Raw genomic sequence first — 18,922 nt, 5'->3', positions numbered from 1 at the left:
GGGGCCACTTCTGTCGCCCCGGGGCCACCTGGGAACCGGAGCGAGGTGCGGCCATACCCCCGAGACGCCGCCGCGCCCCGGCCGCAGCGCAACGGCGCCGCGCCCCCGGAGGGACGCGACGCCGACGAGAAGGGGATGCCTCAGCTGATGAGGAGCAGCTGGTGCCCGGCCGAGACGGTGGCGCCGGGGCTGGCGTCGATGCCGCCGATCGTGCCGTCCTTGTGCGCCTGGATCGGCTGCTCCATCTTCATGGCTTCGAGCACGACGACGAGGTCCCCCTTGACGACCTGCTGGCCCTCTTCGACCGCGATCTTCACGACCGTGGCCTGCATCGGCGACTTCACGGCGTCGCCGGTCGCTCCCGCGGTGGGCGAGGCGGAGTGCGAGCGGCGCGAGGGCGGCGCGACGGCGGGGCGCCCGGGCTTGGCGGTCGACGCCGCGAGGCGATCGGGCAGGCTCACCTCGAGACGCTTGCCGCCGACCTCGACCACCACCGTGTGGCGGCCGGGAGCCTCGCCGGGGGCTTCGAGCTCGCCGTCCCACGCCGGGATGTCGTTGACGAATTCGGTCTCGATCCAGCGCGTGTAGACGCCGAACGAGCCGTCTTCCGCCGTGAACGCGGGGTCGCGCACGACCTTGCGGTGGAAGGGCAGGACCGTGGGGAGGCCGGCGACCTCGAATTCGTCGAGGGCGCGGCGGGCGCGCTCCAGCGCCTCGGCGCGGTCACGGCCCGTGACGATGATCTTCGCCAGCAGCGAGTCGAACGCGCCCGAGACGCTGTCGCCCGCGGTGACGCCGGAGTCCAGGCGCAGCCCCGGACCGCCGAAGGTCTTGAAGACGTGGATGGGACCCGGCTGGGGGAGGAAGTTCCGGCCCGGGTCCTCGCCGTTGATGCGGAACTCGATCGAGTGGCCGACCGCCTCGGGGTCGTCGTACCCGAGCTCCTCGCCCTCGGCGATGCGGAACTGCTCGCGCACGAGGTCGAGTCCGGTGACCTCTTCGGACACGGGGTGCTCGACCTGCAGGCGCGTGTTCACCTCGAGGAACGAGATGGTGCCGTCGGCCCCGATGAGGAACTCGCACGTGCCGGCGCCGATGTAGCCGACCTCGCGAAGGATCGCCTTGGATGCCGAGTACAGAACCGCGTTCTGCTCGTCGGTGAGGAACGGCGCAGGGGCCTCCTCGACGAGCTTCTGGTGGCGGCGCTGCAGCGAGCAGTCGCGTGTGGAGACCACGACGACCTTGCCGGCGGCGTCGGCGAGGCACTGGGTCTCGACGTGACGGGGCTTGTCGAGGTACTTCTCGACGAAGCACTCGCCGCGCCCGAACGCGGCGACGGCCTCGCGGGTGGCCGACTCGAACATCTCGGCGACCTCGTCGAGCTCGCGGGCGACCTTCAGGCCGCGCCCGCCCCCGCCGTACGCGGCTTTGATCGCGATGGGAAGGCCCACCTGCTCGGCGAACGCGATGACCTCGTCGGCACCGGCCACGGGGCCGGGCGTGCCGGGGGCGAGGGGGGCGCCGACCTTCTCGGCGACGTGACGGGCGGTGACCTTGTCGCCCAGGGCTTCGATGGCGTCGGGCGACGGGCCGATCCACACGAGACCGGCGTCGATGACCGCGCGCGCGAAGTCGGCGTTCTCGGCGAGGAAGCCGTAGCCGGGGTGCACGGCGTCCGCGCCCGAGCGGCGGGCGACCGAGAGGATCTTCTCGATCGAGAGGTAGGTGTCGGCGCTGGTGGCACCGTCGAGGGCGTAGGCCTCATCGGCGAGGCGCGTGTGCAGGGCGTCCCGGTCCTGGTCGGCGTAGACGGCGACGGAGGCCTTTCCCGAATCGCGTGCGGCGCGGATGACACGGACGGCGATCTCGCCGCGGTTGGCGACGAGAACCTTGGCGATCTTCGGCATCCTCCCAGCCTAGCGAGGGGGCCAGGGTGCTTTTTGACCCTCCCCGACAAGAAACGCCGGAAAACGTGTGGGGGAGTCTACGAACGGTTCCACAGGGCGGTCCAGGAGCCGCCGAGCTCCCGGACGAGGGCGCGGACGGTGGACAACGACATCCCCACGACCGTCGTCGGGTCGCCCTCGACGTGCGAGATGAATGCTCCGCCGAGGCTGTCGACGGTGAAGGCTCCCGCGACGTGCAGCGGTTCGCCGCTGGCGACGTACGCCGCGATCTCGTCGTCGTCGACGTCGGCGGCGAAGCTCACCGAGGCCTCGGCCACGGCGAACGCCTCTCGGAGTTCCTCGCCGGGGACCAGGCGGAAGACGCTGTGGCCGGAGTGCAGCACGCCCGTGCGTCCCCGCATCTCTCGCCACCGGGCGGTGGCGGCCTCGGGGGTGTAGGGCTTGCCGAGGATCTCGTCGCCGAGCGCGAACATCGAGTCCCCGCCGAGGACGAACCCGTCGAACGCCGGGTCGTCGGCGCGCAGCCGCTCCGCGACCTCCGCGGCCTTGCGGCGCGCGAGGAGAAGGACGTGTTCCGGGGCCGGGAGGATGCGACCTTCCGCGGCCTCCACCTCGGCGATCACCGCCTCCTCATCGACCTGCGGAGCGCGGGTCTCGGGCTCGATGCCGGCCTGCCGCAGCAGCATGAGACGAGCGGGAGAAGTGGATGCCAGGCACACGCGCATGCGTCCACGCTACCGACGCACAGCCCCACGGGAGCCGCGTGTGACAGGCTCGGAGGATGCAGAACGGCGACCTGATCGATCTCGACGTCACCGGAGTCGCCCACGGCGGCATCTTCGTCGGCCGGCACGAGGGGCGCGTGGTCTTCGTCCCGGACACGCTGCCGGGAGAACGGGTGCGGGTGCGGCTGACCGACACGCGGAAGAAGGCGTTCTGGCGGGCCGAAGCCCTCGAGGTGCTCGAGGCGGCCCCGGAACGGCGGCCGCACGTGTGGGCGTCGGCCGCCGTCGACCGGTCGCCCGACGAGCGGGTGGGCGGGGCGGAGTTCGGTCATATCGCGCTCGACGCCCAGCGCGCGCTGAAGGAGCGGGTCATCCGCGAGTCGCTGCAGCGCGTCGGCCGTCTCGAGCTGCCGGTCGACGTGCACCCGGCCGGGGCGGACGAGACCGCGGACGGCACCGGATGGCGCACCCGCGTGAGCCTGCACGTCGACGAGGCCGGACGGATCGGCCCCTTCGCGCCGCGCTCGCACCGGGTGGTCGAGACGCCCGACCTTCCCCTCGCCACTCCCGCCGTGGCACGGGCCGCCGCGGATCTCCGGGGTGCCGCACCGGGCCGCATCGACCTCGTGCAGCCTGCCGACGGACGCGTGCGCGTCCTCCCTCGCCCCGAGGGCGGCCGGGCGACGGCAGCGCCCGAGATCGTCCAGGAGAGGGTGGGCGAGCGGGTCTTCCGCGTCGACGCGGGCGGCTTCTGGCAGGTGCACCGCCTCGCGGCGGCGGCGCTGACCGAGACGGTCGCCGAGAGCATTCGACGCACGGTCGGGGAGCTGGATCCGGATGCCACCCACCTCGATCTCTACGGCGGTGTGGGGCTGTTCGCTGCAACGCTGGGCGATGCGGGCGGGCCCGCCACCCGGGTGGTCAGCGTCGAGAGCGATGCGCGGGCCACCGAGCACGCGGGCGAGAACCTGGCCGAGTGGGTCGGTGCGCGGGCCGAGACGGAGCGTGTCGACCGTTTCGTGGGGCGGTTGCGCGCGGACGCGTCCGAGCGGGAACGCGAACGCCTGTCGCGAGGGGTCGTCGTCCTCGACCCGCCGCGGGCGGGGGCGGGTCGCGCGGCCGTCGAGAGCATCGCCGCACTGGATCCCCGTGCCGTGGTCTACGTCGCGTGCGATCCCGTCGCCCTCGCCCGCGACCTGGCGATCTTCGCGGCTCACGGCTACCGCGTCGACGGCGGCATCCGCGGCCTCGACCTGTTCCCCCACTCGCACCACGTCGAGGCGGTCGCCGCGCTGCGGCGATGACCCGCCGATCGGGGGATGTGCACTCCGGTCGTCGAGCCGGTCCCGCGGATACGATGTGGGAATGACGCGCGTTGCCCTCATCGACGACCACGAATCGGTCCGCCTCGGCCTCGAGGCTGCGCTCGCGGGCACCGCGTCGTTCGAGGTCGTGTCCTCGGGAGCCAACGTCGCCGCCTACCTGGAGTGGCGTCGGGCCGCCGGCGAGGCTCCGGCCGACGTGGTGGTGCTCGATCTCACCCTCGGCGACGGCACGACCGTGTCCGAGAACGTCGACCGCGTCGTGCGTGACGGGTCGAGCGTCATCATCCACAGCGTCGCGGACCGTCCGGCCGCCGTCCGGGAAGCGCTGGCCGCGGGCGCGGCCGGCATCGTGAGCAAGTCCTCGCCGACGCACGAGGTGCTGGCCGCCATCGGCACCGTCGCGCGGGGCGAGCTGCTCGACAACGTCGAGTGGGCGAGCGCCGTCGAGGGCGACCGCGAGTTCGCCGACGCGCAACTGTCCGCGCGGGAGCGCGAAGTTCTCCGCCTCTACGCGGCCGGCCTCCCCCTCAAAGCCGTCGCCGAGCGACTGGGCGTGGCGTACTCCACCGCCAAGGAGAACATCACGCGCGTGCGCGTGAAGTACGTCGAGGTGGGCCGCCCCGCCCCGACGAAGGTGGATCTGCTGCGGCGGGCGATGGAGGACGGCATCCTCCACGAGACGCCCGAGACACCCGGCGATGTCTGACGTCGAGCGGAGCGTCCTCGACGAGGCGTGGGGGCGAATCCCGCACACGCGCGAGACGAGCGACGATCCCGGCTCCTTCACCCAGAAGCGGATCGAACGGGTCATCACTCTGCTGGTCGGACCCGCGTGTCTCGTACTCGGGGTGCAGGCCTTCGTCGCGGCCTTCGGCCCGAGCGATGAGGCCGAGGGATGGCACGTCCCGCTCGTCGTCGGGGTCTTCGTCCCGCTCGTCGCGATGGTCGTGGCCTGCGCCGTGAACCGTTTCGCCCGGGTCTTCTCGGGCCTGTTCGCCGTCATCTACATGGTCGCGCTCGCCGTGTGGCCGGTCGCCACGAACGGCGGTCAGGCGCCCTCGCCGACCGAGAACCCGTGGATCTTCTACCTCATCAACGTCGCGACCGTCGCGACCGTCGTCGCGTTCCCCCTGCCCGTGCAGGTGGCGTGGACGGTGGCGGCGCCGCTGCTGTTCGGCGTGGTGCGGCTGCTGCAGGCCGGCGGGCGGCCCGAGTTCCTGCTGCCCGTCGCGCTCGACGTCTCGTTCGCACTGATGCTGGGGAGCGTTCTGGTCACCCTGACCTGGATGTACCGCTCGATCGCGGCGAACGTCGACGAGACCCGGGCCCGTGCCGTCGCGAGCTACGCCCAGGCCGCCGCCACGGCCGCCACCGAGCACGAGCGCGTCGCCGTCGCCGCCCTCATGCACGACAGCGTCCTGGGGGCGCTGCTCGCCGCCGAGCGGGCAGCGACGCCGCGCGAGCGGACGCTCGCCGTGAGCATGGCGCGTGAGGCGCTCACCCGGCTCGCCAACGCCGAGAAAGATGCCCTCGAGGGCAGCGACGAGCCGATGGATGCCATAGCCCTCGCCGACGACATCGAAACGTCGGCGCGCGACTTCGGGGTGGAGCTCGTCGTCAGTCGACGTGTCCAGGAGGGGACCCCCCGGGTGCCCGGGCGCGTGGCCCGTGCCCTGGTCCTCGCCGCGATGCAGGCCGTGGCCAACGCGGTGCAGCACGCCGAGGCCCGCGCGTTGACGGTCGAGGTCGCCGGGTCGGCGGAGCCCGGGGGTGTGACCATCCGCGTCCGCGACGCCGGACGCGGGTTCGACGTCAACGCCATCCCGGCCGATCGACTCGGCATCCGCGGATCCATCATCGCGCGGGTCACGGCGGTGGGCGGACGTTCCGCCGTCGATTCGTCACCCGCCGGCACGACGGTGACCCTCGAATGGGAGAGCGGGGACCGCTGGTGACCGTCCGCTCGATCCTCTCGGGCATCGGCCTGGCGTTCACCGCGTACCTGGCCGCCAGAAGCCTCTTGTGGACGCTGCCCGACACCGTCGAGCGCGGCTGGCTCCTGATCGCCGCGCTCGTGCTCTACCTGCCGATCGCGTGGCTGTGGATCCTGCTGCCGACCAGGCGGCGCGCCGTCGGTGTCGACGGGTCGATGGGCGACGCTCGCATGACACCCCCGCACTGGGCCGTCGCTCTCGCTCTGCTGGCAGCGGTCGTCGTGCCGAACGCGGCTTTCGCCGCGGTCAGCGAGGACGGCCGTGCGCAGCCGTTCGTCACCTGGGTGATCGGCGCGATCGGTGCGCTCATGACGGTCGTCATGGTGCGTCGCCGACCGATCGTGGCCTGGGCGGGAACGGCCGCGCTGACCGTGTCGTCGGCGGCGTGGCTGGGTCCGCTCGATGCCCTGAGCCTCGGACTCGTCGGCTCCCTCGTCTGGGTCGCCGCCGCGCAGCTCATCACGTTCGCGCTCGACCGTGTCGCTCACGACGCCGAACGTCTGGCCGAGCTGCAGCAGGCCGCCTCCGCGTGGCAGGCCTCGCAGAGCGGGCGTCAGCGGGAGCGTCGCCTTCACGTGCAGCGCGCTCTGCACGTGGCCGGACCCGTGCTGGGACGCACCATCGAGACGGGCGGGAACCTCCGGCCGAGCGAGAAGAATGCGGCGCGGCTGGCGGAGCAGAGCCTGCGCGATGAACTGCGCAGCCCGCGCCTTCTCGACGAGGGAGTGCGCGCGCAGATCGATGCGGCGCGGCGTCGCGGGACGATCGTCATGCTCTTCGACGAGGGCGGTCTCGAGGACATTCCGGCCGCAGCGTTGCAGGACATCCGCGCGGAGCTGGCGGGGATCGTCGAGGAGGCGGCATCCGAACGTCTCATCATCCGCACGTCTCCCCACCACGAGGTGGCCGTGACGGTCGTGGGACGCACAGCGGCCGCGGGGGCCGGGGCCGACGAGGACGACGTCGACCTCTGGCGCGAGATCCGGCGCCCGCACTGAGACGGGAGAAGAGGCCCCCCGCGGCGCGAACGCCGCCGGGGGCACTGTCGGGTATCTGCATCCGGGGAAGAGTGCGAAATGTGAGGGGTGAGGGGCGGCGATGTCGCCTGCCCCTCACCCATGCGAACGGCTACCCGAAAACCGTTCGCGTGGCCGGAACCGGCTCTAGGGAGCGGCCCGACCGAACGCGTGATGCGTTCCAGCTCCTCCAGTATTCGCGAACGGTTCCCTCGCGTCTGTAGGTATTTCGGGGGACAGTCAGCCCGCGGATCCGCGCCAGCCCGCATCCCGGTTGAGCGGAGCGCGCAGACCCCGCGCGGACAGCTCCCAGCGGGACCGCACGGCGGTGTCGGGGGCGGTGGCATCCGCGGTCTCGCGGGCGTAGGCCTCGCTCGCCACCACGATGGCGGCGGCGAGTTCTTCCGGCGTGGGAGTGCCGCGCACGACGCGCGCGACGGGCTGGGCGGCGTCGGCGGGACGGGAGTCGCTCACAGCGGGATGTTCCCGTGCTTCTTCGCGGGGAGGCTCGCCCGCTTGTTGCGCAGGGCTCGCAGGGCCTTGGCGATCGAGACGCGCGTCTGCGCCGGCTCGATGATCCCGTCGAGCTCACCGCGCTCGGCGGCGAGGAACGGGGATGCCACGTTGTAGGTGTACTCGTTCGCGAGGCGCGTGCGCACGGCCGCGACGTCTTCGCCCGCCTCTTCGGCGCGCTTGATCTCGCCGCGGTAGAGGATGTTCACTGCGCCCTGGCCACCCATGACCGCGATCTCCGCGGTCGGCCAGGCGAGGTTGATGTCGGCTCCGAGCTGCTTGGAGCCCATGACGATGTAGGCACCGCCGTAGGCCTTGCGGAGGATGACGGTGACCAGGGGCACGGTGGCCTCGGCGTAGGCGTAGAGGAGTTTCGCGCCGCGGCGGATGACGCCGGTCCACTCCTGGTCGGTGCCGGGGAGATACCCGGGCACGTCGACGAGCGTGACGATCGGGACGGAGAACGCGTCGCAGAACCGGACGAAGCGCGAGGCCTTCTCGCCGGCGTCGATGTTGAGCGTGCCGGCCATCTGCGACGGCTGGTTGGCGATGATGCCGACGGTGCGCCCCTCGATGCGGCCGAAGCCGATGACGATGTTCGGGGCGAACAGCGGCTGGACCTCGAGGAATTCCGCGCCGTCGACGATCCCGTCGATGACCGTGTGGATGTCGTACGGCTGGTTCGGGGAGTCGGGGATGACGCCGTTGAGCGCACGATCGGCATCGGTCGTCTCGAACTCGAACGGCGTTTCGTACAGCGGCAGCTCGGCGAGGTTGTTGTCGGGGAGGAAGCCGATGAGCGTGCGCGCGTAGTCGAGCGCGTCGTCCTCGTCGTCGGCCAGGTAGTGCGCGACGCCCGAGCGGGTGTTGTGGGTGTGCGCTCCCCCGAGCTCCTCCATGCCGACGTCCTCGCCGGTGACGGTCTTGATGACGTCGGGGCCGGTGACGAACATCTGGCTGGTCTTGTCGACCATGATGACGAAGTCGGTGAGCGCGGGGGAGTAGACGGCGCCACCGGCGGCGGGCCCCATGATGATCGAGATCTGCGGGATGACGCCGGAGGCGGCGGTGTTGAGGCGGAAGATCTCGCCGTACTTGCCGAGCGCGACGACACCTTCCTGGATGCGCGCGCCGCCGGAGTCGAGCATGCCGATGATCGGGATGCCGCTGCGGAGAGCGAGTTCCATGACCTTGATGATCTTGTCGCCGGCGACCTCGCCGAGCGAGCCGCCGAAGGTCGAGAAGTCCTGGGCGTAGACCGCAACGGTGCGGCCGTGGATCGTGCCCGTGCCCGTGACGACGGAGTCGCCGTAGGGGCGGGACTTGTCCATGCCGAACGCGGTGGTGCGGTGGCGCACGTACTCGTCGAGTTCGACGAACGAGCCCGGGTCGACCAGCATCTCGATGCGCTCGCGGGCGGTGAGCTTGCCCTTCGCGTGCTGCTTGGAGCGCGCGGCGGCTTCGGCGTCGACGACCGCCTCCTGGAACCTCGTGCGCAGGTCGGCGATCTTGCCGGCGGTCGTGAAGAGATCGGGCTGGTCGGTCACGCTTTCCACCCTAGCGACCGCCTCCTCGCCGATGTTGGAGGGTGCGCACAAGCACCTCGGCAGGACGCTGTGGCATCCATCCATCTCCGCCCGTGCGCCCGCAACGCGACGAGGGCAAGGGGATGCCAGGGCGCCGATGTCGTGCCTAGGGTGTGCTCATGCCGATCCCTGCCACCGGATACCCGCTGACCGCCGCGCTGAGCCCGCGCGTCCAGATCGTCGAGACCACCGATTCCACGAACGCCGACGTCGTCGCCGCCGTCACGGCCGACCCCGCCGGGTGGCCGCACCTGGCGCTGCTCGTCACCGACGACCAGCGTGCGGGGCGAGGACGGCTCGACCGCACCTGGACGGCTCCGGCGGGTACCGCGCTCGCGGTCTCGGTCGTCGTGGACGCGGGCCGTGTGCCGATGGCGTTGCGGGGCTGGATCCCGCTCGCGGCGGGGGCGGCGATGACGCGCGCGGTCCGGGCGCGCCTGACCGGGCACGGTTCGACCGCCGAGCTGAAGTGGCCCAACGACGTGCTCGTGGACGGCGGGAAGATCTGCGGCATCCTCGCCGAGGCCGTTCCGGGCACCCTCGACACGGTCGTGGTCGGGGCGGGGATCAACACGCGCATGACCCGCGCCGACCTGCCCGTCTCGACCGCGACCTCGTTCGCCGCGATCGGTGTCGACCTCGACGAAGACCGCCTGCTGGCCGATTACATCGAGGCTCTGGACGGATTCGTCTCCGCGCTGTCCGGTGGCGACGTCGCTCGGGTGCACCGCGACATCGAGAAGCTCTGCGCGACCGTCGGGCGTGACGTCTCGGTGTCGATGCCCGACGGCACTACCGTGCAGGGCCGCGCCGAGCGTCTGGACGACGAGGGTCGACTCGTCGTGGAGTCGGGCACGATCCAGACCGTCGTGGCGGCGGGCGACGTCGTCCACGTGCGATGACCCGCGCCCGTTCCGCGTGTGCGGGCGGCGGGCGGGCCTCCGTGCCCGCAGAATGAGAACGTGACCCAGCCGACCAGCTACGGAGGGCGCCCGCGGACGCCGGCTCCCGGAGCGGCGGCGCCCGAGCGGCGCATCGCGCGGCTTCGCGGGCATGCGCGCGGGCTGTTCTGGTCGGCGCTCGTGCTCATCGGCGTGTCGGGGGCGACCGCGTACTTCTACGACAATCTGCCGGCCCCGTTCGAGAACTGGATGCTCCTGACCGCCGCCGGTGCGGTGGTCCTTCTCCTCGTCGTCCTCCCCTACGTCGCGTGGCTGTCGCGATCGTGGACCATCACGACCCGGCGCGTCATCGAGCGCTCCGGCTTCTTCGGGTCGAGCACGCGCGAGATCTCGCACGTGCGCGGGTACGCGATCCAGATGCGTCGTGGCATCCTGCAGCGGTTGTGGGGAGCGGGGACCCTGACGCTGTCCAACGGCGTCGAGCCGCCCCTGCGCCTGACGAACGTGCCGCACGCCGTCCTCGTCCACGAGACGCTCGTGGACCAGGTCGAGGTCAACCAGATCCTCGCGCACCGCGACTCGCAGTCGCAGGGGTCCGGCGCGGTCGACTACTGACGCGGGCGCGTTCCCGACTCCTCCGCGATGGGGCGGAACGGCGGTGACGTCGTGCACGACAATGGAGGGGACGGAAGGAGCGGCATGGCGCTGCGAGTCGGAGTGGTCGGTGGCGGACAACTGGCGCGGATGATGATCGCGCCGGCCGAGGAGCTCGGGATCGACATCCGGGTCCTGGCCGAGGCCGAGAACATGTCGGCCGACCTGGCCGCGACCGCCGTCGGCGACTATCGGGACGCCGAGACCGTGCTGGCCTTCGCCCGTGATGTGGATGTGCTCACCTTCGACCACGAGCACGTGCCGCAGGACGTCCTTTCCGTGCTGGTCGAGGCCGGGGTCGCCGTGCACCCGGGGCCGGCGCCGCTCGCCGTCGCCCAGGACAAGCTCGTCATGCGCGCGCGCATGGAAGAACTGGGGATGCCGCAGCCCGAGTGGGCGGCCGTCTCGAACGCCGAAGGACTGGGGGAGTTCCTCGACGCGCACGGGGGCCGCGCGGTCGTGAAGACCCCGCGAGGAGGCTACGACGGCAAGGGCGTGCGGGTCGTGTCCGCTGCGACCGAGGCCGACGACTGGTTCGCCGCTCTCGCCGAAGATGCGCGCGGCGGTGCCCTCCTGGTAGAGGAACTCGTCGATTTCACCCGGGAACTCGCGCAACAGGTCGCGCGCCGCCCGTCCGGCGAGGTTCGCGCCTATCCCCTGGTGGCGACGACGCAGCGCGATGGCGTGTGCGCCGAGGTCATCGCGCCGGCACCGCGGGCGGGGGAGCGGCTCGAGCGGGCCGCAGCCTCGATCGGTGTCGCGGTGGCCGAGGGGCTCGGGGTGACCGGGATGCTCGCCGTCGAGTTGTTCGAGACCGCGGACGACCGCATCCTCATCAACGAGCTCGCCATGCGCCCGCACAACAGCGGCCACTGGACCCAGGACGGTGCCGTCACCAGCCAGTTCGAGCAGCACCTGCGGGCGGTGCTCGACCTCCCGCTCGGATCGACGGATGCCGTCGCCGCGTGGACCGTGATGATCAACATCCTCGGCGGACCCGCGGAGGGGGGCATGACGGACCGCTTCGCGCCCGCGATGGCGGCGCACCCGAGCGCGAAGATCCACACCTACGGCAAGGACCCGCGCCCCGGGCGCAAGGTCGGTCACGTCAACGTCGCCGGGGACGACCTCGACGACGTCGTGTACGAGGCTCGGGCGGCCTCGGCCTTCTTCGACTGAGCGCGCCGTTCCGGGTTCTTCCAGCGACCCGCCCTAGCCTGGACCGGTGACCCGGCCACTGCATTCCTCCGAGACGCCGGTGGTCGGCGTCGTCATGGGCTCCGACTCCGACTGGCGCGTCATGAGCGACGCGTCCCAGGTGCTCACCGAGTTCGGCATCCCGCACGAGGTGGAGGTCGTCTCGGCCCACCGCACGCCGGACAAGCTCATCCGATACGGACGCGAGGCCCGGGCCCGCGGCCTTCGAGCGATCATCGCCGGGGCCGGGGGTGCCGCGCACCTGCCCGGGATGCTGGCATCCGTCACCGCGCTCCCCGTCATCGGGGTGCCGGTGCAGCTCGCGACCCTTGACGGGCTGGACTCCCTCCTGAGCATCGTGCAGATGCCGGCCGGCATTCCGGTGGCCACGGTTTCGATCAACGGGGCGAAGAACGCGGGTCTCTTGGCGGCCCGTATGCTCGGAGCCGCCGACCCCGAGCTCGGGGATCGTGTGGAGGCCTACGCCCTCGACCTCGAGGCGCAGGTGGAGGAGAAGAACCGCCGCCTGAAGGACTCCCTGTGAGCGTGGCCGCACCGCCGCGTCCGCGCACCGGCGGGTCGCTCACCACGTCGCGCCCGATGCGTGATCCCGACGTGTCCTCGCGCGAGGTCATGACGCGTCGCGGCTGGTGGCTCGTCGCGCTGAACTTCCTCGTTCCGGGGTCCGCTCAGGTGGTGGCGGGCAACCGGCGGCTCGGCCGGTTCGGCCTGGGCGCCACGCTGTTCCTGTGGACGGCTCTCGTCCTGACCGGGCTCGGGGCGCTGCTCTGGCCGAGCGGACTCTTCGCCCTGGCCACCGGGTCGTTCATCCCGGACTTCCTCTCGTGGTTCCGATGGCTCCCGCTGACGATCCTGCAGATCCTGATCGTCGGGTGCGCCGTGCTCTGGATCGTCCTCACGGTCGACACGCTGCGGCTCGTGCGTCTGGTGCGCACGGGCCCCGTCGCCCGCTTCGCGATCGCGTTCGTCTCGATCGCGCTCCTGGTGCTCTCGGGCTCCGGCGCGGCGTGGGCCGCGCAGACGGCGGGCACGACGAGAGACGCGTTCGCGTCGATCTTCGCGGAGTCCGCGCCCGTGGTCCCCCCGTCGGAGGGGTACTACAACATCCTGCTCCTCGGTGCGGATTCGGGTGAGGGACGCGACTCGATGCGGTTCGACTCGATCTCGGTGGTGTCGATCAACGCCGCGACCGGGGCCGTCACCATCACCGGCATCCCGCGCGACATGCCCCACTTCCCGTTCGCGCCGGGCCCGATGCAGGACGAGTACCCGAACGGCCACGAAGGCAAGTTCGACGAGACCTGCGGGTGGAGCAGCGGGGTCAACCAGCTGCGGACCGAGGTCGAGATCTGCAAGAACGGCAACGCCCTTTACCCCAACGCCGACGCCGACGGCTCAGAGCCGGGAATCGAAGCCACGAAGGATGCCGCGGAGGGCATCCTCGGCATCCAGATCCCGTACTACGTGCTCGTGGATATGAAGGGCTTCGCCGACGTCGTGGACGCGCTCGGCGGCGTCGACATCACCGTCGACGAGCGCCTGCCCAAGGGCGGCCCCGCTTACGACGGTCAGCCGGTCGACGACTGGGCGTTCGGCTGGATCGAGGCCGGTCCTCAGCACATGGACGGCGACACCGCGCAGTGGTACGCCCGTTCGCGGTACACCACGAGCGACTTCGACCGCATGCGCCGTCAGCGTCAGCTGCAGGAGGCGATCCTCGCGCAGGCCACCCCGCAGACCGTCCTCACGCGCTTCCAAGAGGTGGCCGCCGCCGGGACGGCGATCGTGAAGACCGACCTGCCCCAGGGCCTCATCGCCCCCACCCTGGTCGACCTCGCCCTGAAGGCCAAGGACCAGCCGGTCACCACGATCGAGCTGACGCCCGCGGGGGGCGTCGACGAATTCGACCCCGACTACGCCGAGGTGCAGCAGATCGTCCGCGACAAGCTCCACCCCCCGACCGAAACGGAGAGCCCCGCGCCGTGACCGTCACCCTTCGCGTCGTCCTCGACCAGCTCGTTGCGCCGACCTCCCGCGACCTCGCCGAGGCGTCGACGTCGCTCGCTCAGGCGCTCATCGACACCGCTCCGCGCGGCTGCGACGTCGCCGCCATCACCCCGGCCCCCGGCCTCCCCGAGGACGCGGGAGTCACGGGCCTGGCGGCCGAGACGCGCCTGTCGATGCGCCGGCGCGAGCTCGCGGCATCCTGGCAGCTCGGCGTGGCACCCGGGATCGGACGGGGTCTGATCCACTCGCCGACGCCCCTCGCCCCGCTCGTTCGACACGACCGCGTGAACGAGACGCACCAGATCGTGGTGACCCTGTGGGATCTGCGCGCGTGGGAGACGCCCGACGAACTGCCGCGCGCCGAGGTGCTCGCCGCGCGGGCGCTGTTGTCCCGCATCGGCAAGCACGCGGATGCCGTGGTGGTGCCCTCGCACGCCATGGCCGAGCGTCTGGCCGAGGTGGCCAAGGCCAAGCTCGTCGCGAAGGTGCGGGTGATCGGCGGGGCACCGGCGGCCGGCTTCCGCGTTCCCTCGGATGCCGTCGGGCGCCTCCGCGCGCTGGATCTGCCGGCCTCGTTCGTCGCCCTCACGGGTGGCGCGGCAGCCTCGGACGGGCTGGCCGCGGCCTTCGCCGGCCTCGCGGCGGGTGGTGGCGACGACGACATCGTGGTGCTGGACGTCCCCGAGGGTGAGGAGCCCGCCGTCGTCGAGCTCGCCGCGGCCGCGGGCATCCCCGAAGCGCGGGTCCATGCCCGCGGATCGCTCGACCAGTGGGACCGCGCGGCAGTGCTGTCGCACGCCCGACTCTTCGTCGCCGCGAGCACCCGCACCGAGTGGCCGTGGCGCGCCGTCGACGCCCTCGCCCTGGGCGTGCCGATCGTCGCGCGGGACACCGCCGTTCACCGCGAAGTGCTCGCGGACGCTGCTCTCTACGCGGGGGAGAACGCCCTCGCCGCGGCCGTCGCTCGCGCTCTGAACGAGGATGCCGAGCGCCTTCGTGTGCTCGCCGGCGACCGCGCGAAGGGCTTCGCGTGGCCGGCGGCCGCCGACCGGGTGTGGGCCCTGCACGCGGAGCTGTAGGCCCGCCCCTATGCTCGAACCCATGACCGCGCGCGTGGGGATCGTCGTCCGTACCCGCCAGCGTCCCGACTTCCTGCGCCGGGCACTCGACGACATCGCCGCGCAGACCTTCTCCGATCGTCGCGTCGTAGTCGTGAACGACGGCGGAGATCCGGGCGAAGTGGACTGCGTCGTATCCGAGGCCGGTGTGGATGCCGAGATCGTCCACATCACGCCGGGGCAGGGCGGTCGCTGCGTCGCGGCGAACGCCGGCGTGCGGGTCGTGGGAACCGAGTTCGTCGCTCTGCACGACGACGACGATCGCTGGCATCCGGAGTTCCTCGCCCGGACGGTCGCCTGGTTGGATGCGCACCCCGGGGATGCCGCGGTCTCGACGGCCACAGAGATCGTCTACGAGGAGGACCGCGGCGGTCGCTGGGTCGAGGTCGGCCGGGCCCCGTTCTGGGCCGGGATGCAGAGGATCTCGCTGAGCGAGATGTTCAGCGTCAACCGCGCCGTCCCCATCTCGGTCCTCTATCGCACGGCTGTGCATGGGGAGGTGGGCTGGTACGACGAGTCCCTCGAGGCCGTCGAGGACTGGGACTTCTACCTGCGTATCCTCGCCCGCGCCGGCTTCGGCTACGTCGCCGGCGAACCGCTGGCGTATTGGACGCAGAGACCGGATGCCACGGGCATCGCCGCCAACAGCATGTTCGCCCTCGCCGACGCGCACGTGCGAGACGACGCGCTCGTGCGCGACCGGGCGCTCGAGCAGTGGACGCGACGGGAAGGGGAGGGGCTGCCGCTCTACCTGGCGGCGCTTCAGGACCGACTGATCGTCCGTCTCGACGAGCGCGCGCGGGAGCACGCCGAACGCCTCCGCGCGGAGATCCGCGACGACGTCCGACGAGAGATCGACGCCCACCAGCCGCTGTGGTCGCGCCTGCGCCGATGGCGACGTGGCATCGGCCGCCGTTGACCGCACGCGGCGTGGCTGACAGGCATCGGAGCGCCAGGAACGCACAATGATCGCGTGATCCCCGCGAACGACGCCACGGCCCCTTCCTCTCCGACAAGGATTCGAAGGTGGCTGCTGCCGGTCGCGGCCGTGTCACTTCTTGCTCTCAGCGGGTGCGCCACCCCGGCGGGCGGTGCGAGCGCGACGGCCACGCCGAGCGTTTCGGCATCCGCTTCCCCGACGTCCACTCCTAGCGCTGAGCCGACCGTCTCAGCGGCGCCGAGTCCCTCCGTCACGGCGTTCACGGGCGACGTGCTCATCGTCACTGCCGAGGTCGTCGATGCCCAGCTGCAGGTGACGGCGATGGTGCCGAGGGTGTCGGAGGGCGACGGCACCTGCACGCTCGAGATCGTCGAGGACGGGCGGACGGCGACGGTGACCAGCGCGGAAGGCAACAACGTCACCTATTGCGGAGTCATGTCCCTCCCCGTCCAGGGCGCGGCCGAGGATGTGCAGTTCCGCGTGCGATACGACTCTCCGTCGACGCGAGCCGAGTCGGCCGTTTCAACGGTCGAGCCGACGTCGTGACCGAGCGGTCACGCCCCCGCGCCGCCGTCGCCGCTCTGGCGGCCTGGGTGTGCGCGGCCGCCCTCCTGGTCGCTCTGCCCATCGCCCTGCCGGCGACCGTGGCGCCGGTGGCATCCGCTTCCGCCGCGAATGCGGCTGATTGGAATCCCGGGCACATCATCGACGACGCGCTGTTCTACGACGGCACGGCGATGACCTCGAGCGAGATCCAGGCGTTCCTGCAGAAGCGAGTGCCGAACTGTCGTAGCGGTTACACCTGCCTCAAGGATTATCGGCAGGACACCAACGACCGACCCGCTGACAAGTACTGCAACGGGTACTCCGGGGCGCGCAACGAGAGCGCCGCGACCATCATCGACAAGGTCGCCCGGTCCTGCGGCATCAGCCAGAAGGCGCTGCTGGTGCTCATCGAGAAGGAGCAGCGACTCGTCAGTTCGACGTGGCCGGAAGACTTCCAGTACAGAGCCGCAACCGGCCAGGGCTGCCCGGACACCGCCGCGTGCGACCCGAGCACGGCCGGGTTCTTCTATCAGGTCTACTACGGCGCACGGCAGTTCGAGATCTACCGCATGAACCCCACCTGGTGGGGTTATCAGGCGGGTCGGTGGAACAACATCCTCTATCACCCGTACAACAACTGCGGTACTCAGCGCGTGTACATCGACAACGCGGCTACGGCCGGCCTGTACATCTACACCCCGTACGTCCCCAATGCCGCGGCCCTGCGCAACCTCTACGGCGAGGGCGACGGCTGCTCGGCGTACGGCAACCGGAACTTCTGGCGCATCTTCACGGACTGGTTCGGCTCGACCGAGTACCAGCCGCCGGTTCCGCGCTACGGCGTCGACTCGTCGATCGTCGCCGTCGACGGAGGCGGCCAGATCTTCTCCTACCCGTTCAAGGGCAACGCCTGGGGTGAGCGCGTACGGACCGCGGGCGGCGTCGCAGCCACGGACCGCGTGCTCGCCGTGGGCGACTTCAACGGAGATCAGCGTCGCGACATCATCGTCGTGGACAGCTCGAAGAGGGTGTGGCTGCGCCCCCTCGAAGAGCGTGCCGGCGACCTCCCGGCCAAGCGCATCGACGTCGATTGGTCCGATGCCGCGTTCATCACCGCCGCGGGCGACGCCGACGGCGACGGAGTTCCCGACGTCTACACGACGACGAAGGCGGGTCTGCTCCTCTTCTGGAAGGCGACGGGGTACGGCACGTTCGGGGCGCCTCGCGTCGTCGGCAGCGAGTGGAACGGGTTCACCGCTGTCGTCGGTGGCGCGGACGTGACCGGGGATGGCCGACCCGATCTCCTCGGGCGCGACAGGAACGGCGAACTCTGGCTCTACCGCGGTGACGGATCGGGCGCGTGGCAGCCCGGTCGCACGTCACTCGGGACGGGATGGGGGTCGATGACGTCGATCGCCATGCCCGGGGATTTCACGGGTGACGGGATCGCCGATCTCGTCGCCGTGGATCAGAACGGCCTTCTGTGGTCGTTCTCCGGTGACAACTCCGGCCGCTTCACCCGGTCGGCGGCGCCGGCGGGCAGCGGCTGGAACGTCATGCAGACCGTGACCGGCGAGGGTGCGAGCCCGGGATGGAAGAAGGCCTTCCCCGGGGGCGCCGGAGACCTCACCGGTGACGGGGCTGCCGATGTCGTGGCAGTGTCGACGAAGGGCGTGCTGAGCGTCTACCCCGGTGATGGTTCGGGCGGGTGGCGGCAGCCGCTCGCGGTGTCGTCCACGTGGGGATCGGGCCGCGTCGTCCCGCTGGGCGACTTCACGGGTGACGGCCGAGCGGATCTCGGACGGATCACCGGCGCTGGTCAGTTCGAGCTGTGGCGTGGTCGGGGAGACGGCACCTTCGGCGGTCCGACGGTGATCGGGAACGGGTGGACGAACCTGGGGCTCGTGACCGGCGGGATCGACTTCGACGGCGACCGTCGCCTGGATGTGGTGGCCCGCGACAGCTCCGGGGTGCTCTGGCTGTACCGGGGCGACGGCATGGGAGGGTGGCTGACCGGCCAAGGAGTCGCAATCGGCTCCGGCTGGAACATCGTGACGTCCCTGTCTGCGGGTGGAGACCTGGTCGGCAATCGCGTGGACGACCTCCTCGCGCGTCGAACGGACGGCACGCTCTGGTCCTACGGCACCGATGGTCGTGGCGGTTGGGGGACGATCCGCCAGATCGGCTCCGGTTGGAACGTCTTCGGACCGGTGTTCGCGACGGGGAACTTCGACGGCGCCGGGGGTCCCGACGTGATGGGGCGTCTGGGCAACGGAGACCTCGTGCTGTACCGCGGCGACGGCGGCGCGGGATGGCTGGGAAGCCGAGTCGTCGGGACGCAGTGGAACGTGATGGCGCAGATCCGCTGACCTCAGGACGTGAGGTAAGCCTCTAGTCGATGGCGCCCGTCGCCCGGCACGTCCTCCAGGTGCGCGGTCGTGAGGTCGAGGACGCTGTTTCGGGGGCGGGGG

18 protein-coding genes are annotated in these 18,922 nt (G+C 71.3%); 14 read left to right on the top strand and 4 right to left on the bottom strand.

Annotation, left to right across the window (positions count from 1 at the left end; genetic code table 11):
* Positions 1–140 precede the first annotated feature (140 nt).
* Positions 141–1,907, bottom strand: a complete 1,767-nt coding sequence (locus D8Y23_RS13635; protein WP_128218641.1) for a biotin carboxylase N-terminal domain-containing protein — start codon at positions 1,905–1,907, stop codon at positions 141–143.
* Positions 1,908–1,984: 77 nt separating this feature from the next.
* Positions 1,985–2,632 carry a Maf family protein gene (locus tag D8Y23_RS13630; protein ID WP_128218640.1) on the bottom strand — a complete coding sequence of 216 codons (648 nt, stop codon included), beginning with the start codon at positions 2,630–2,632 and terminating at the stop codon, positions 1,985–1,987.
* 56 nt (positions 2,633–2,688) lie between these two features.
* On the opposite strand from D8Y23_RS13630, the gene D8Y23_RS13625 reads away from it, so the two are divergent.
* From D8Y23_RS13625 to D8Y23_RS13610, 4 genes are all read left to right on the top strand, one after another.
* Positions 2,689–3,936, top strand: coding sequence for a class I SAM-dependent RNA methyltransferase (locus tag D8Y23_RS13625; protein ID WP_128218639.1), 1,248 nt, complete (start codon positions 2,689–2,691; stop codon positions 3,934–3,936).
* A 61-nt stretch (positions 3,937–3,997) separates the two neighbouring features.
* Entirely contained in the window at positions 3,998–4,663 is a 666-nt protein-coding gene (locus D8Y23_RS13620; RefSeq protein ID WP_128218638.1) for a response regulator transcription factor, read from the top strand.
* A complete protein-coding gene (locus D8Y23_RS13615) occupies positions 4,656–5,912 on the top strand; it encodes a sensor histidine kinase (protein WP_128218637.1) in 1,257 nt (418 codons plus the stop codon). Before D8Y23_RS13620 ends, D8Y23_RS13615 begins: the two co-directional genes overlap by 8 nt.
* Positions 5,909–6,949, top strand: coding sequence for a hypothetical protein (locus D8Y23_RS13610; protein ID WP_240663907.1), 1,041 nt, complete (start codon positions 5,909–5,911; stop codon positions 6,947–6,949). The genes D8Y23_RS13615 and D8Y23_RS13610 overlap by 4 nt, the downstream gene beginning before the upstream one ends.
* Positions 6,950–7,207: 258 nt before the next feature.
* On the opposite strand, the gene D8Y23_RS13605 is transcribed toward D8Y23_RS13610, so the two are convergent.
* Positions 7,208–7,441, bottom strand: a complete 234-nt coding sequence (locus tag D8Y23_RS13605) for an acyl-CoA carboxylase epsilon subunit (protein ID WP_128218635.1) — start codon at positions 7,439–7,441, stop codon at positions 7,208–7,210.
* The gene (locus D8Y23_RS13600) at positions 7,438–9,027 is read right to left on the bottom strand and encodes an acyl-CoA carboxylase subunit beta (protein WP_428844483.1); all 1,590 of its coding nucleotides are present in this window, start codon (positions 9,025–9,027) and stop codon (positions 7,438–7,440) included. Before D8Y23_RS13600 ends, D8Y23_RS13605 begins: the two co-directional genes overlap by 4 nt.
* A 158-nt stretch (positions 9,028–9,185) precedes the next feature.
* On the opposite strand from D8Y23_RS13600, the gene D8Y23_RS13595 reads away from it, so the two are divergent.
* The 10 genes from D8Y23_RS13595 to D8Y23_RS13555 all read left to right on the top strand — a co-directional run bounded on the left by D8Y23_RS13595 (position 9,186) and on the right by D8Y23_RS13555 (position 18,820).
* Entirely contained in the window at positions 9,186–9,968 is a 783-nt protein-coding gene (locus D8Y23_RS13595; RefSeq protein ID WP_128218633.1) for a biotin--[acetyl-CoA-carboxylase] ligase, read from the top strand.
* Between the two features lie 60 nt (positions 9,969–10,028).
* On the top strand, positions 10,029–10,583 hold the full coding sequence (locus D8Y23_RS13590; protein ID WP_128218632.1) for a PH domain-containing protein: 555 nt from the start codon (positions 10,029–10,031) through the stop codon (positions 10,581–10,583).
* Positions 10,584–10,667: 84 nt separating this feature from the next.
* Positions 10,668–11,801 (top strand): 5-(carboxyamino)imidazole ribonucleotide synthase, encoded by a 1,134-nt coding sequence (locus tag D8Y23_RS13585; RefSeq protein WP_128218631.1) that lies wholly within the window; start codon positions 10,668–10,670, stop codon positions 11,799–11,801.
* Positions 11,802–11,895: 94 nt separating this feature from the next.
* Positions 11,896–12,363, top strand: a complete 468-nt coding sequence (purE, locus tag D8Y23_RS13580) for a 5-(carboxyamino)imidazole ribonucleotide mutase (RefSeq protein ID WP_128218643.1) — start codon at positions 11,896–11,898, stop codon at positions 12,361–12,363.
* Complete coding sequence (locus D8Y23_RS13575; RefSeq protein ID WP_428844482.1) at positions 12,360–13,826, top strand: LCP family protein; 1,467 nt, start codon at positions 12,360–12,362, stop codon at positions 13,824–13,826. Before purE ends, D8Y23_RS13575 begins: the two co-directional genes overlap by 4 nt.
* Positions 13,823–14,926, top strand: coding sequence for a glycosyltransferase (locus D8Y23_RS13570; RefSeq protein ID WP_128218630.1), 1,104 nt, complete (start codon positions 13,823–13,825; stop codon positions 14,924–14,926). Before D8Y23_RS13575 ends, D8Y23_RS13570 begins: the two co-directional genes overlap by 4 nt.
* A gap of 22 nt (positions 14,927–14,948) precedes the next feature.
* Positions 14,949–15,884 (top strand): glycosyltransferase family A protein, encoded by a 936-nt coding sequence (locus tag D8Y23_RS13565; protein WP_128218629.1) that lies wholly within the window; start codon positions 14,949–14,951, stop codon positions 15,882–15,884.
* A 107-nt stretch (positions 15,885–15,991) separates the two neighbouring features.
* Positions 15,992–16,117: a hypothetical protein gene (locus D8Y23_RS17240; RefSeq protein WP_275087515.1), complete on the top strand. Its 126-nt coding sequence runs from the start codon at positions 15,992–15,994 to the stop codon at positions 16,115–16,117.
* 58 nt (positions 16,118–16,175) lie between these two features.
* Entirely contained in the window at positions 16,176–16,451 is a 276-nt protein-coding gene (locus D8Y23_RS16860; RefSeq protein WP_164878245.1) for a hypothetical protein, read from the top strand.
* A complete protein-coding gene (locus D8Y23_RS13555) occupies positions 16,448–18,820 on the top strand; it encodes an FG-GAP-like repeat-containing protein (RefSeq protein WP_128218627.1) in 2,373 nt (790 codons plus the stop codon). The genes D8Y23_RS16860 and D8Y23_RS13555 overlap by 4 nt, the downstream gene beginning before the upstream one ends.
* Positions 18,821–18,922 lie beyond the last annotated feature (102 nt).

Origin of the sequence: Microbacterium enclense (genome assembly GCF_004022425.1) — a bacterium.
GTDB lineage: Bacteria > Actinomycetota > Actinomycetes > Actinomycetales > Microbacteriaceae > Microbacterium > Microbacterium enclense_A.
The sequence above is the reverse complement of the archived record's forward strand: the minus strand, read 5'-3'. Positions and strand labels throughout refer to the sequence as shown.

Coding starts and splice junctions, on each gene's coding strand:
- D8Y23_RS13635 (WP_128218641.1), bottom strand. CDS start 1,907: ATGCCGAAGATCGCCAAGGTTCTCGTCGCCAACCGCGGCGAGATCGCC.
- D8Y23_RS13630 (WP_128218640.1), bottom strand. CDS start 2,632: ATGCGCGTGTGCCTGGCATCCACTTCTCCCGCTCGTCTCATGCTGCTG.
- D8Y23_RS13625 (WP_128218639.1), top strand. CDS start 2,689: ATGCAGAACGGCGACCTGATCGATCTCGACGTCACCGGAGTCGCCCAC.
- D8Y23_RS13620 (WP_128218638.1), top strand. CDS start 3,998: ATGACGCGCGTTGCCCTCATCGACGACCACGAATCGGTCCGCCTCGGC.
- D8Y23_RS13615 (WP_128218637.1), top strand. CDS start 4,656: ATGTCTGACGTCGAGCGGAGCGTCCTCGACGAGGCGTGGGGGCGAATC.
- D8Y23_RS13595 (WP_128218633.1), top strand. CDS start 9,186: ATGCCGATCCCTGCCACCGGATACCCGCTGACCGCCGCGCTGAGCCCG.
- D8Y23_RS13585 (WP_128218631.1), top strand. CDS start 10,668: ATGGCGCTGCGAGTCGGAGTGGTCGGTGGCGGACAACTGGCGCGGATG.
- purE (WP_128218643.1), top strand. CDS start 11,896: ATGGGCTCCGACTCCGACTGGCGCGTCATGAGCGACGCGTCCCAGGTG.
- D8Y23_RS13565 (WP_128218629.1), top strand. CDS start 14,949: ATGACCGCGCGCGTGGGGATCGTCGTCCGTACCCGCCAGCGTCCCGAC.